Annotated in this window: 12 protein-coding genes; all 12 read right to left on the bottom strand. The window is 43.2% G+C overall.

Going from position 1 to position 13,635, the window contains the following annotated elements; genetic code table 11:
* Positions 1-43: 43 nt before the first annotated feature.
* Positions 44-1,087, bottom strand: a complete 1,044-nt coding sequence (locus QQ041_RS22605; RefSeq protein ID WP_017062957.1) for a rod shape-determining protein — start codon at positions 1,085-1,087, stop codon at positions 44-46.
* Between the two features lie 150 nt (positions 1,088-1,237).
* Positions 1,238-5,554, bottom strand: coding sequence for a DUF6701 domain-containing protein (locus QQ041_RS22600; RefSeq protein ID WP_285955119.1), 4,317 nt, complete (start codon positions 5,552-5,554; stop codon positions 1,238-1,240).
* 2 nt (positions 5,555-5,556) lie between these two features.
* The gene (locus tag QQ041_RS22595; RefSeq protein WP_123322484.1) at positions 5,557-5,985 is read right to left on the bottom strand and encodes an MSHA biogenesis protein MshP; all 429 of its coding nucleotides are present in this window, start codon (positions 5,983-5,985) and stop codon (positions 5,557-5,559) included.
* Positions 5,975-6,715: a prepilin-type N-terminal cleavage/methylation domain-containing protein gene (locus QQ041_RS22590; RefSeq protein ID WP_285955118.1), complete on the bottom strand. Its 741-nt coding sequence runs from the start codon at positions 6,713-6,715 to the stop codon at positions 5,975-5,977. Before QQ041_RS22590 ends, QQ041_RS22595 begins: the two co-directional genes overlap by 11 nt.
* Positions 6,715-7,284: a prepilin-type N-terminal cleavage/methylation domain-containing protein gene (locus QQ041_RS22585; protein ID WP_285955117.1), complete on the bottom strand. Its 570-nt coding sequence runs from the start codon at positions 7,282-7,284 to the stop codon at positions 6,715-6,717. The genes QQ041_RS22590 and QQ041_RS22585 overlap by 1 nt, the downstream gene beginning before the upstream one ends.
* Positions 7,281-7,772 (bottom strand): prepilin-type N-terminal cleavage/methylation domain-containing protein, encoded by a 492-nt coding sequence (locus tag QQ041_RS22580; protein ID WP_285955116.1) that lies wholly within the window; start codon positions 7,770-7,772, stop codon positions 7,281-7,283. The genes QQ041_RS22585 and QQ041_RS22580 overlap by 4 nt, the downstream gene beginning before the upstream one ends.
* A 144-nt stretch (positions 7,773-7,916) precedes the next feature.
* Entirely contained in the window at positions 7,917-8,375 is a 459-nt protein-coding gene (locus QQ041_RS22575; RefSeq protein ID WP_102498310.1) for a prepilin-type N-terminal cleavage/methylation domain-containing protein, read from the bottom strand.
* 35 nt (positions 8,376-8,410) lie between these two features.
* On the bottom strand, positions 8,411-8,986 hold the full coding sequence (locus QQ041_RS22570) for a prepilin-type N-terminal cleavage/methylation domain-containing protein (RefSeq protein WP_285955115.1): 576 nt from the start codon (positions 8,984-8,986) through the stop codon (positions 8,411-8,413).
* Positions 8,987-9,065: 79 nt separating this feature from the next.
* Positions 9,066-9,521: a hypothetical protein gene (locus QQ041_RS22565; protein WP_017071537.1), complete on the bottom strand. Its 456-nt coding sequence runs from the start codon at positions 9,519-9,521 to the stop codon at positions 9,066-9,068.
* A 3-nt stretch (positions 9,522-9,524) separates the two neighbouring features.
* On the bottom strand, positions 9,525-10,748 hold the full coding sequence (locus QQ041_RS22560) for a type II secretion system F family protein (protein WP_048657953.1): 1,224 nt from the start codon (positions 10,746-10,748) through the stop codon (positions 9,525-9,527).
* Between the two features lie 12 nt (positions 10,749-10,760).
* The gene (locus QQ041_RS22555) at positions 10,761-12,485 is read right to left on the bottom strand and encodes a GspE/PulE family protein (RefSeq protein ID WP_048657952.1); all 1,725 of its coding nucleotides are present in this window, start codon (positions 12,483-12,485) and stop codon (positions 10,761-10,763) included.
* Positions 12,475-13,635: a lipopolysaccharide assembly protein LapB gene (locus tag QQ041_RS22550; protein WP_285955114.1), complete on the bottom strand. Its 1,161-nt coding sequence runs from the start codon at positions 13,633-13,635 to the stop codon at positions 12,475-12,477. The genes QQ041_RS22555 and QQ041_RS22550 overlap by 11 nt, the downstream gene beginning before the upstream one ends.

The following is a 13,635-nucleotide window of genomic DNA, read 5'->3' as shown; positions in this document are numbered from 1 at the left end:
TCTTTACATAAAACTAGGTAAAAAAAGAGCCTAACACTAGATATTATTCTTCGCTGAACAGATCGCCGCCGTGCATGTCGATCATCTCTAGAGCTTTACCACCACCTAGAGCAACACACGTTAATGGCTCTTCTGCAACAACAACAGGGATACCTGTTTCTTCTGTTAGCAGACGATCAAGGTCTTTAAGCAGTGCACCACCACCTGTTAGTACCATACCATTTTCTGAGATATCAGAAGCTAGCTCTGGTGGACACTGTTCTAGCGCAACCATTACTGCAGATACGATGCCAGATAGAGGCTCTTGAAGTGCTTCAAGGATTTCATTTGAGTTTAGGCTAAAGCTACGAGGTACACCTTCAGCAAGGTTACGACCACGCACTTCGATCTCTTCTACTTCATCGCCAGGGTAAGCTGAACCGATTTCGTGTTTGATCTTCTCTGCTGTCGCTTCACCGATCAAGCTGCCGTAGTTACGACGAACGTAGTTGATGATCGCTTCATCAAAACGGTCACCGCCGATACGAACAGAAGACGAGTAAACCACACCATTTAGCGAGATAACCGCAACTTCAGTAGTACCACCACCGATATCAACAACCATTGAACCTGTTGGTTCAGAGACACGTAGGCCAGCACCAATCGCTGCAGCCATTGGTTCATCGATTAGATAAACTTCACGAGCACCAGCACCTAGTGCTGATTCACGGATAGCACGACGCTCTACTTGCGTAGAACCACAAGGAACACAAACCAAAACGCGAGGGCTTGGTTTAAGCACACTGTTGTCATGCACTTGTTTAATGAAGTGCTGAAGCATTTTTTCCGTTACGTAAAAGTCGGCGATTACACCGTCTTTCATTGGACGGATCGCTGAGATATTACCAGGCGTACGACCAAGCATTTGCTTAGCAGCGTGACCAACAGCAGCGACACTCTTTGCAGAACCCGCACGATCTTGGCGAATAGCTACAACTGAAGGCTCATCAAGAACAATGCCTTGGCCTTTTACATAAATAAGGGTATTGGCTGTACCTAAATCAATCGATAGGTCGTTTGAAAACATGCCACGAAGTTTTTTAAACATATTCTTCGCTCATCCTGCAAGAATTAGAAGACAAAAATTGCACTAAATGTACCAATGCCTTGCTGTTACGGCAAGGCATTGAAGTACAAACATGGACTGAAACCCGCAATTTCTTACAGATTCCTAACTTAAGGGGCAAAAATTATATTATTACTGACCTGTTAAGCCACTTTCACCTCGGTAGATCACACGATCGTTACCACGATAGATACCAAATGTGACGACCGTGGAGGGATCTTCGTCCCCCAAGTGTCGCCAGTTGTAACGCAGCCATGGCTGGTCTTGATCGCTACCAGAACATAATATGTCATTTTCGCCCGTCTTCTTGCTTGGCTCCGAGTCATCCATTCTTAGCCACAAACGAACCTGTTCTCGTGGTGCATCCGTACCAGTCGGCGTATTTTGATCCGCAGTTACTTCTTCTTCACCATCATTTACATCTCCACTGCCACTAAGTGAAACTAATGTGGTTTTCACATCATTAATGGTCCAAATGACTTGCTTACAAACATTTGAACCATTGAAAGTACTGCGATCATCATCCTCGTTCACAACAAACTCACTGCCATCCCAAAACTCAGCACGAAGTGGAATCGTTAGAGTAGTACCTGAGTTGCCACCAATATCATCGAGTACCATTCGGCCATAGCGGGCCGGAGGTTGGACTGGGAATGCTGCCGAATCGGTCACAGGGTCAGAGTCCGTAAATGACACAGGATCTACTCCTGTCACTGTTAAACCAAAATTAGTGGCTATTGAGCTAGCATCACTGGTATTGAAAGGGCCATCTCTGCGGCTAACATCATCTGAATCCGTAACTCGTTGCAGCTCAGCTGCATTGTCATTCAGTAACCAATGTTTACGATCAGCAGGCCAAGATCCGGCATCCGTATCTAGCAAGAAGCCGTTATCTATGTTGCTATCATCTAGAACACCAAACTTTGCTTGCAAGTTTTCATTAAAGAAGCGGTAGTTATTGAGTGCATTATCCGTATCACTTTCACCAGATGCCATTGGATATACTTGGTGAATTGTAGAATCATAAGGTTGACTTAAGTATGCGATATCATTTTGATTGGCGACATTCCATTCCGGAGTACCTTGAACAAAGAATTTAGGATAAAAGCGACCTATCGATTTACTGCCAGAGAAGCCACCTAAAATTGAGTCGTAGAAACTCCCAGTTTCTGTCGCAATGAAGTTAAAGCTACCCGCTTCTGAGTATTTTAAACTCTCGAACTTATAACCTTTATTCGCTTGGTCATTCGACGAAATTTGTTTAGTTAGCTGAGCTACAGGGGTTAAATCACCCAATTCAGCGTCAGGGTAATCCGCAATTAGAGGGGTATCTAAAGTCGTTGTAACTTTTACGCTTGCTGTCGACTTAAAGTAATTGTTCGTCAGCAAGTTATCGTCAGTACAAACTGCAGATGAATTTGTATGCTTTATTGGGCGAGCATAAACATCGAATGACTCTCCCGCACTACTGAAACTGTCTGAGTCTTTATCGTTACTGTTTCCGTCCGAACTCTTATTCGTACAAATTGCAAATTTCCACGGGCGAGAGTAAACAGAGAAACTCCCTTCAACATCGTAACTCCCATCTTCGGGGCAGCCAGCAAAACCAGTACAATCAAAACTATTGTCTTTTAAAGTGACGTTGAAAAGCCCTGATTCAGAGATAGTTAAGTCAGTTGAGGCGCTACCTTTTTTGAACTCTGGTAAGTAAGTCAGCGAGCCATCAGAACCACTCCAAGAACTAGAACTATCAAGCTTGTGAGTAATGGTAACTTCATCCCCAGCCTCACCTGTATAGTTTTCAGCAACAACAATTGAATCACCAGAATCACACGCTAAAACTTTAGTTACTGTCGGTGTAGCCTGCCCCGCAATAACGTCAAGACGATTCGTTGGAATATTGCCATCCACTAAAGAGAATTTAAATGGTACGAACTTGAACTGACTTTCTACCTCTTTGCCAGAATCATCCACTAATGTCGCCTTTAGCTTATAACCTGTATCAAAGTCAATATTGGCAGTATCTTTAGCGACAACTTTTAAAGTTAATTCACCATCATTATTAGAAACATAATTAGGGTAAGTACCTGAGCCTTGTATGACAGAAACATCAAACTCCTCAGGGCTTGGCGTGATATCTATAGTCACCCCTAGACTTTCTGCCACACCATTATTCGAAGTGTTAATCGTAAATTGAGGGGAGTCGTCACCACACATCAAAGCTAGATCCGTTGCAGGGGAAATATCTATATCATAATCATCGACAGGCACAATACAGCTGGTCTCAGCATGAATTAAAGAGCTTGATGACATATTGACTGATTTAGCAGAAACAGCACCATACACTCTTGCTGTACCGCTCATGTCAACATTCTGTTCGCTGTATAACAGACCTACAAACGTGGTTTTATTTGCAGAGCCACTGCTATTTAAACTGACAAAACTGGAACCACTTTGTAATACGTTGACCCTAAAGTGTGTATCTCCAGCTAGAATGGGCTTATCCCCGCTCCAATTAACAATTGGAGCACCGATATAGCTACCGTTGTTTACAGATAAGCTTTTAGTAAAGACGGTCACCGTATCGCCACTCTTGACGCGTAATTCCCCCGTGCCATTGATATTAAGTGTGCCAATTTTATATTTACCAGACTCTATTTCGACCACAGCACCAGTACCAATTGAGATGCTGTCATATTCGTAGATCTTCACACCACCAACAGTGATAGGTAAGGAAGTGACATTGTGGGTATAAGGGATATCTAACGAGTTGCCTAAATTATCTGGTACATCTTCTAATGCTTCTTTATCAATAAGTAAATCATCTAAGCCGAAGCATTGCTGGCCTTCACAAGCGACACCCGTTCTATCATTGGTATTCGAATTTAAAAAGCCTACATAACGATTCCCGCCATCTCTCAGCGCCCCTACTATTTGGGGAGAACCATTGATTTCCAAACTCCCATTGGAGCCTTTCCATGTTTGTACAGGACTTTTATTATTAAAACCTTCACAAATCCCGATGTCATTAGGCCTGTCAAACATGAAGAAACCAACGTCTTCTTTTACGTGACCACGCTCTTTATCTTTATCCATGTCCTCTTCAACTACGAAGTAGACTTTGTTTTTAGTGACATCGCAACGACGCAACCAACCGCCATTATTACCGTCACGAGAGTTCTTGTTAGCAACTAGAATCGGTGGAGCATCAAAACCCGCAAATGCTATATCGGTATATTCTAAACATCCCTGCTCAATAGGAGAGATGACCTTCTCATTAAGTTCGGTCGTTTTGAGAGTCTGCCCATCTCCTAACCAAAAACGTGCACCTTGAATAAACCCGTTACCCTCACCAGCAACGAAACCCACGGTCTCTTTCTGAGTAAGGTTATTGTTATTCGTCACCTCTGACTTCTCTAGTGACAAGAAAAATCTATCTTTTTTGACCTCTCTAGCCATACCAGTAAACCACTTAGAACTGTTTCTTTTGGTTTGAGGTTGAACAAGAACCCCCGGAGTATTGGAGAAGTTGGAAGGTAAGCCATAATCCTGATAGTTAATCGTAACTTTGTTGCCTCGTTCACTTTGAATATATGAAGCGGCAACCTTAGTTTCAATCGATCCTGCGACTATCTTCGCCTTGTTACCTAGGGTGATAACTCCAGGTTCAATAACAAAGTAATCAATATTATGCATTGGGGCATCATTTACAAAATTAACGTGATTCGCTGCATTTCGATGAGGGGCAACCTCTTGAACAATGGTGGCAGTTAGTCTTGTAGTAGCAGTAACGGAAGCTGTTGAAGGTAATTCAGTTTGATTAAGAGACAGCTTAGATAGACCTGCATCGATAGTAGGCATAACGAAGACTAATGGCTTTGGCTTAGCCGAATCATAAGTGTTATCAAAAATAATCGTACAAGTACGTTGGCCATTTTGAGACGTAGTACACTCTGTATCAGTTAGAGTACCAAACTCAAACTGAGGGTTTAAGTTCACAGGGGGTGGCTGCGGAGGGGATATGCCGTCACTACAACTGACGTTAGTAATATCGTCATCATCATAGACCGGAGATAAGCTACCATTTTTCAAAGATTCGTACTTAGTTTCAATAAGGCTAGCACCTAATCCATTATCAATATCTCGTCGATAGTATTTAACTTCATCATTAGAAGCATCATTAGTAATTGTTACTTCATATAGGCGATCATCAATGAGATTTTGCTCATTGAAAATATATGATGGATCCGACCTTTTATGGTTTGTATACCAAATGACATGCCCATGGCTACCTTGTTTTAAATAAAAATCTTGATAGTCATCATCACCTTCTACCTGAAATGAAATGGTAAAATCCTCATTTCCCTTCAAGTTAGAACATTGATTTGCGTAAATATTTCCTACAAAAAACAAACAAAAGAAGATAGCTACATACCTAAACAAGTTCATACTTACTCCCTCACCCAAACTTCTTGGATACGCTGTACTTGGTTGATACCCGAACCACAGATAGCTGTTGATTCTATTTTAAAAAATCCAACGCCATCTAAAACGCCGATTTGTCGACAAGTTAATTGATCGACAGTGCAGATGGTCGACATACCACTACTCACTTGATTGGCATTTAAGTTGCTACACACAGTGCTCACACTCGTTGAAACCGCAGGCGACACCGTTAATGGATAAACTTGAGTGAGTGCCCACTCATTCGCTGAATGTGCTAATAGCCAAGCCTGTGTTCCAAGCTGTTTACGCGTCAATGTATCGTGATTTGACCACTGAACTTGTACTAAAGAAGTCGCAAGGAAGCCCATCACCACAATAACAAATACTGCGACGACCAAAACACTGCCTTGTTGAGATGATTTTCTATGGCGCATTGAGTACCTGCACATCTTGTTGGTAAACACTTGCTTCACTGTTTTGCTCTAGTACAAGGTCGATGTGAATCACACCACCTCGCTGCAAGCTAGGTTCTTCATAACGGAAATTACTTTCAGCATAATTAATACTATCCGCAACGGTGACTCCATTGCGTTGAATTAGGCCTTGATTCTGAACGGTATCATTCACCAAACAGTAACTCACCGAAGCACTCTCATCGTAAATATAATGGCGTTGAGCAATAGACTGACTACTAAGATTAACAGAGGTCGCGGTAAACACATTATTCGTAGAGATCAAACCTGAGACTGAAATCCGTTTAGTTGAACCCGCTCCTAAGTCAGAGTAATTCGTTGGGTTAATAATTAGAAAGTCATCTGCATCAAGTATTGGGGAGTCCTGGCCGATAATAAAATGTAGCTCGTCTGTCGCTTCATCAAGGTGATAAAAGCCTGAGTACTTAATAGCATAAAAGGTGAGACATTTTTGAGCAAAAGCCGAAGCAGGCATAATACTCGAATCAAAACTGTTAGGAACCGCGTGGCTTATCTCTCGCGACATTTTCTCGACAACAAATTGCCCTTTCACTTGCACCTTTTGTCGGTCAATAGTCTCAACATACCCTTTCATGCCATATTCAACAAACCCAGCAATCGCTAACCCAATCACACCAACGACCACGATCGTTACAATCATTTCTATAAGAGTAAAACCACGTTGCTTCATTAGTAGTTCCCCTTGTAAGCGATCACGCTATAGCGGTTGTTACCACCAAAGATCTGTAATTCAACGCGCTTCATCGTACCAATAGCGTTGTCGTTAACACCGTCCATGTTTTGATCATAAAACACGGAAACCTCAACACGAAAATTGGCATAACTGTCTTCAATATTTTCATCTAGGATATTAGCGAGTGGGTACTTCGTTGATGAGACACACGCTGACTCCGTAGTGTCAGTGTACCAACAACCAATATAGTCATCGACATCATTGAAAGCTGCGGGCGTTGCCTCTGCCCCATCCACTCCGAGTTCATTAGGAGCAGAACAAGCAGTCGCATCTGCGTCCCCACAGCGCACCAAACCACCATCAAAATCACTATGTTCATCAAAACCACGTGCCAATATTTGATTCATCAAACTCTGGCCTAGCGCCACTGAACGGTTTTGATAATGTGGGTCGGCCGAGCTTGCCACTTGAGGAGCCAAAAAGCTGGTAATAGTGACCATCGCAATGCCCAATACGATAATCGCAACAATGCTTTCAATTAGAGTAAAGCCACGAGAGCGAATCATAGGCACGTCCCTTCACGCACATAGCCTTGAGAATTAATACACACCTGAGCGCTATTACTAGAGGCATTTGAATTAATAGTAATATTAACCCCAGCGCTCACCGAAGGATTACCCAAAAGATCAAAGTCGATAATGGTATTCGCCGGGGAAAATGAGATGTCGGACTCTCTCACATAATCACTACGGGCATCGGCTTGTGCTTTTTGAGCGCTATTCGATAGATTCAAACTGCAAGCAGTTACTGAACCTAGACAATTACTATTAATAGCAAGACGAAAACTGTCATTAGCAGCCGAAACGTTTGATTGCATTCGGTTCACTTGAATTTGACGGATAACGGAGATGACCTGCTCTTGCGCAGCAAAGGTAGAAAAACTAGAGGTTCCAGCGAAGCGACTTGCGGCAAAGGTGGAAACAATACCGAGGATAATGATAACGATGATCAGCTCTACCAGAGTAAAGCCTTTGGAGATGGGGCTGTTATCCATAATGAGCCTCTAACTGCCTAGCGAATACTGATTATACAAGATAACGAAGCTTACGATATTATGTATATGAATAGCTTTGATCTTTGTGTGCTTTGGATAGAAAAAAGGCCAGCAGGAGCTGGCCTTAAATATCGTATCTATCAATTACTCAGTACAAGAAGTAACTGTAATTCTCGGCTCTTGAGCTGTTGTTGCTGTAGCATCGATCGCGTAAGTTACAAAACACGTAGTGTTGTTGTCAAAGCCGTATGCAATAGCACCAGTTGCAGACGAAATTACCGTCCAATCTTCAGCTAAACCTGATACTGCATTGCCAATACCAGCAGATGTAGCTTCAGGGTAACCAAACACTACATTAATATCATTTCCGTTAGCGCCAGAGACTGCTCGGCCTGAAGAAATAGCCTCTAAGCCATCAATTGCAGCTTTGCCATATACAATACCTGCCGCACCAGCCATTGCACCTTTTAAGCCTTCCAAAGAAGACGTACGAGCATCATCTTGCAGATTTAGGAAACGTGGTGCCGCAGTTACAGCAAGAATACCAAGAATAACAATTACAACCACTAGTTCGATTAGGGTGAAACCGCCTTGTCTTTTCATAGTTAAGCTCTCTCTATGTTTAATTTTACGCAGACTTACTGCAAAGTTACGGTCACACGACCAGTTTTAATTTCGTAAACAAATTGGTGCTCGGTATTACCTTCTAATTGAATGTAAGTACACGTTGCATCACCTGAATTCGCTTGCGCTGAATATTTGTAATTTGAGTCGCTAGCAACGTCTGAAACCGCACCTACTTTAGGTGGATTCTGCAATAAGTTTTCCATCAACTCAGAACATGTTTGGTCTGAAATATCTTGTGGCTCTGTACCAGAATCGCTATTCAGAGTCCAAGGGTAGCCATCACGGAAGTCAGTTTCCACGTTGTTACTGTTCTTTGATCTTGTTAACCAAAAATCAACACCATCATAATTTACAGTATTGTATGTTTCAACACCAATCTTCTCTGAAGGCCTTGCTTCCGCTTCCCATTGTGCTCTTGCCGATAAAACTGCGGTTGCAAAACCACCAGCGACACCTTCAATACTTGATTTCTTGGCTTCATCTGTCACATCCAAGAAACGAGGTAAAGCAGCAACCGCCAATAAACCAACGACTACAATCACAATAACCAACTCGACTAGGGAGAAACCCTTTTGATTTTTAAGCATTTTCTACCTACTCATCTAATTGCTAACGCGCATTATACATTTGCACACGTATAAAACCATAAAAACAGTGTCAATATTTTCACAAAGCCAAAATATTGGCTTTCACACTAAACCTTTCATTTTTGAGTAATATATCTATTTGATACTTATTACTATAATGATAACGACAATGAAAATGTATGTTATCACTTTTGTCTTCAATACTTGGCGATCTTAGCCCTAAAATACTCTCTTGGGGATATAATTCCTCAAGCCAATAATTACAGTCTCGCTCCGTACCTTGAATCGGCTTTACCCAGCCCGTTCGACTATAACTTTTGGAGTGCTCCGAATCATTGTTTTGCTCGGAGCCTGATAACAAATACTGCTGTTTGAACAAATTGGCTTGCTCTAAAATCCGCTTGCTCGCCACAATAAATGCCGTGTTAGTCGCTTCTTCTTCTACCGTTTTAAATGCCGAAAGCACACCGACAATAAGAAAAAGAATAACCACAGTCCAAATAACAAAACGTGAGCGTTGTAGGTTATTTAGCATTCCTTAACCTTTGATTGCATCCAGCATTCCCCACATCGGTAAGAAAATACCTAGCGCCAAAATCAACACCATACCTGCAACGATGGTTAACAAGATTGGTTCGATTCTGGCAGTTAAGGTTTTCAGATCGTAATCGACTTCACGATCATAAAAATCAGCCACCTCAAGCAAGAGTTCATCAATACGACCAGTTTCTTCACCTACTGAAATCATTTGTATCACCAACGGTGTGAAAATTTCGCTGTTAATCGCAGTCGATGAAACCGTACTACCCGCTTCAATAGCCGATTTCATGGCTTGAACTCGCAACTCTAGAAAACGGTTATCCAAGGCTTCGGCCGACAAAGCTAACGATTGGTTAAGTGGTACACCAGCTTTTAGCATCAAAGCAAAAGTACGTGAAAATCGTGACAATAATGCTCTATTGACCACTCCACCAATAACAGGCATTTTTAAGCGTAATCTATCCCACTTTTCCAAGCCTTTGTCTGTTTTAACCCAGGCTTTAAACGCAAAGATAAGGCCAAAGATCACGCCAAGCATTAAGCCCCAGTAATTCACAAAGAATTCCGACATACCAATCAAGATACGAGTCGGCAGCGGCAGGTCGACACCAAAGCGCGCAAACATGCTAGAGAACTGTGGAATAACCTTTATGTTAAGAATGAACATTGCGATCAAAATAAAGCTGATCACGAACGTTGGATAACGCATAGCGGTCTTGATTCGCTTACGCGTCTCAACTTCCTGTTCGTAGTATCCAGCTAATTGAAGCAAAGCCTGATCTAAACGACCTGTGTTTTCACCAACGCCAATCATAGATACAAACAGCGGGCTAAACACCTTAGGGTGCATCTGCATTGATGCCGCTAACCCTCGACCATTAGTAAGCTCAGCAACCACTTCTTCGAGAGCAGCCTTCAACTGCTTATTTTCACAGTTTTGGGTAAGGCCTTTCATCGACCTTAAAAGTGGTACACCCGCTTTGGTTAGGCTGTATAACTGTCGGCAAAACAGAACCAACACCTCCAAAGGTACACTCGGAGAGAACAGGCTCGATACATCCATATCTAAGACTGAACCGCCACTTTTACCTAATTTGATAGAGGTTGGAATGATCCCCTTACTCATCAAACTTTCAGCAGCAAGATCTTCGTTATTCGCATCCAATTGACCACTCACTTGGCTACCATCAGAGCTGCGACCTACATAACGATACGTTGGCATATCCCTCTACCCCTACAAATAAATTGGGTCGGTGGCACCAGAAGCATCGCCTTCGCCAAGATGCATGATCTCATCGAGACTCACGACACCTTGCAGAGCCAGTTCCATCGCAGAAGCCAATAACGGTTTGTAATTTTCAGACTGTCGGGCTGTTTGAGCAAAACCAACCGCATCATTAGCTCTTAGCGCATCCATCATGTTTTGTTCTAGCTCCAACATTTCAAATACACCAATACGCCCACGGTAACCGGTTAAATTACAGTTCTGACAGCCACGGCCTTTCATAAACGGCACACCCACTTGGTTAGGGAAGCGAACGCTCAGCCATTGCTTACGAGGTTCATCTAACTCATCCTCAACCTTACAATCGGTACACACTTTGCGAACCAATCGCTGTGCAACGACCGCTCGAACAGCGCTCGCTACCAGATAACCTGGTGCTCCCATATCCATCATGCGCAGTGCACTGTCTACCGCATCATTGGTATGGAGGGTGCTTAATACTAAGTGGCCTGTTAATGCAGCTCTTAGACCAATCTCAACCGTTTCGTGGTCACGCATCTCACCAATAAGAATGATATCGGGGTCCTGACGCAAGAAGGTTCTTAGGACTGTAGAAAAGTCGAGATTGATCTTAGGGTTTACCTGAACTTGGTTCACACGAGGAAGACGGTATTCCACCGGATCTTCCGCGGTAATGATCTTTTTACCCGGTTCGTTGAGTTCGCTTAATGCACCATACAAGGTTGTGGTTTTACCCGAACCTGTCGGCCCAGTAACCAAGATCATACCGTGCGGGCGACGCAGCTGTTGACGAAGACGAACCAACAGATCGCTCGGTATACCCGACGCTTCTAACTTACGTAAACCCGCTGATTGATTAAGAAGACGCATAACTACAGACTCGCCGTGCTGTACTGGCATGGTCGACATACGAATATCAACCGACTGACCTTTAGCACGGATATTAAAGCGACCATCTTGAGGAAGACGTTTCTCTGAGATATCGAGGTTTGCCATCAGCTTCAAGCGTAATACAAGTGCAGAAGCAATATTCACTTCGTTCAGCAGTGTTTCATGCAGCACGCCATCGATACGCTGACGAAGACGCAGTACGTTTGAGTCTGGCTCGATATGGATATCAGAAGCGCCGACTTGGATTGCATCTTCAAATAGCGAGTTAATTAGCTTTACTACTGTAACTTCGTCACTGTCTTCTTCAGCGATATCGAAATCAAAGGCATCATTAACTTGGTGTTCAGCGTGAAGCTGCTCAGCAAATGAGGCGATCTCTTTAGTTCTTCGGTAATAGCGATCGAAGCCATCAACCAATTGCCTCTCTGGAGCAACAACGAATTCAAGTGCGTAATCTCCTAACTGACCAAGCAAAGATTCTTGGGCAAACAGGTCGGCAGGGTCGCTCATTGCAACACGTAAAGTGTCACCTTGGCGTCCAATCACCAATGCACGAAGGCGACGAGCATGTACTTCCGGTAAAAGCTGTACCGCTTCGACATCGACAACAGCTCGGCTTAGATCAATAAGAGGAATCGCTAACTGCTGTGACAAGAAACTCAACATCTGTTGCTCTGACAAGAAGCCAAGTTCAATCAGTGCATCACCCAGCTTACGACCGGTGCTTTTCTGAGCAGCCAATGCTTGCTCAACTTGAGTCTCCGTGATAATGCCCTCTTCGACAAGCAAATCACCAAGCCTTTTTCTTAATCTAATTTGCATCGCCGCTCTCCTCTAAAGCATTGAGTATTTTTAACCGGTCACGCACAAAGCTTTGTGATTGAGATGAGATACCTACTCTGGTTAATGCACCTTGGTATGACGCTTTAGCTGCTACGAAATCGAGCTGACGTTCTTGCTGGATCGCTAAACCTAACCACCAGCGAGCATTATCTGAATCAATCTCAACCAACTTTTGGTAACTTTCCAAGGCCACTTCTTCTTGCTGAGACTTTTGACTCAATGCTGCACGCATAGCTAGATAGTCTTGCGTAGGGTTCGGCGGTAAATGTATTAATGGACTTAAGGCCGCTTCTGCTTGGTTTGCTTTAACCAAAAGCTTAGATAGGCCCAAGCGTAGCTTTTCGCTGTTAATATTAAGCTTAATCCCTGACTGAAACAGCTCGTACGCTTTACGTGTATCCCCCTTACCAAAATAGAGAATCGCGAGTTTCTGACGAACATCTTCATTTCGTGGCGTATAACGTAGAGCTTCAGTGTAGCCTTTCAGAGCACCAGTAAGGTCATTCGCATCAAGCGCTTTTTGAGCTCGCCCTTGTGCATTCACAGATAATTGCTCAGGCGTTAACTCGACCTGTTCGATCAACATTCCACTATTTTCTGAGCTACCAGAAGCTCCTAAGTCATTAGAGATAGAGGACGAATCTGTTTTTGCCACACTAGCAACGTAAATCGGCTGAGGAATTTCAGTCTTAGTCGTTTGGGCCGTGCTTAGAGGTTTAGTTGATGCTTGCTGTTTTGTAGGTTGTGGGATAGACGCAGCAACCGAATTAGATACAACTGGCTTAGCTTGAGCGCTTTTTACCATCGCAGTGTTTTCTGTTGAAAAACTCGCAGAGTCTAGCTTCACCAGTTTCTTGGTTGGTGATGAGATAGGTTGAGCTACTTCCTGAAAATCATTGGAACTGTCAACGACAGAGACCTGAACCTGTACATCTCGAGTTGAGATTGAATGTTCGACAGCAGGACCTTGCGATATCGCCCAACCGCCCATTGCTAAACTCAGAGTAAAACCTGCTGCGACCCAAACCAATGGGGAACGTGTTTTTACTTTAGGTACAACTGCCGCTTCAATCGAAGTCGCTGATTTTTTCTTTGCCAATTCAGACAAGGCGTTGTTAATAACACTCAT

The organism is Vibrio sp. TMPB1044 (genome assembly GCF_030442075.1).
GTDB classification, from domain to species: Bacteria; Pseudomonadota; Gammaproteobacteria; order Enterobacterales; family Vibrionaceae; genus Vibrio; species Vibrio satsumensis.
Note: the sequence above shows the minus strand (reverse complement) of the source record. Positions and strands in the feature narration are given on the sequence as shown.

Excerpts from the sequence above, each read along its gene's own strand:
- QQ041_RS22560 (WP_048657953.1), bottom strand. The coding sequence starts at position 10,748 with ATGCCAACGTATCGTTATGTAGGTCGCAGCTCTGATGGTAGCCAAGTG.
- QQ041_RS22585 (WP_285955117.1), bottom strand. The coding sequence starts at position 7,284 with ATGATTCGCTCTCGTGGCTTTACTCTAATTGAAAGCATTGTTGCGATT.
- QQ041_RS22555 (WP_048657952.1), bottom strand. The coding sequence starts at position 12,485 with ATGCAAATTAGATTAAGAAAAAGGCTTGGTGATTTGCTTGTCGAAGAG.
- QQ041_RS22580 (WP_285955116.1), bottom strand. The coding sequence starts at position 7,772 with ATGGATAACAGCCCCATCTCCAAAGGCTTTACTCTGGTAGAGCTGATC.
- QQ041_RS22550 (WP_285955114.1), bottom strand. The coding sequence starts at position 13,635 with ATGAGTGTTATTAACAACGCCTTGTCTGAATTGGCAAAGAAAAAATCA.
- QQ041_RS22565 (WP_017071537.1), bottom strand. The coding sequence starts at position 9,521 with ATGCTAAATAACCTACAACGCTCACGTTTTGTTATTTGGACTGTGGTT.
- QQ041_RS22595 (WP_123322484.1), bottom strand. The coding sequence starts at position 5,985 with ATGCGCCATAGAAAATCATCTCAACAAGGCAGTGTTTTGGTCGTCGCA.
- QQ041_RS22570 (WP_285955115.1), bottom strand. The coding sequence starts at position 8,986 with ATGCTTAAAAATCAAAAGGGTTTCTCCCTAGTCGAGTTGGTTATTGTG.
- QQ041_RS22575 (WP_102498310.1), bottom strand. The coding sequence starts at position 8,375 with ATGAAAAGACAAGGCGGTTTCACCCTAATCGAACTAGTGGTTGTAATT.
- QQ041_RS22600 (WP_285955119.1), bottom strand. The coding sequence starts at position 5,554 with ATGAACTTGTTTAGGTATGTAGCTATCTTCTTTTGTTTGTTTTTTGTA.
- QQ041_RS22605 (WP_017062957.1), bottom strand. The coding sequence starts at position 1,087 with ATGTTTAAAAAACTTCGTGGCATGTTTTCAAACGACCTATCGATTGAT.
- QQ041_RS22590 (WP_285955118.1), bottom strand. The coding sequence starts at position 6,715 with ATGAAGCAACGTGGTTTTACTCTTATAGAAATGATTGTAACGATCGTG.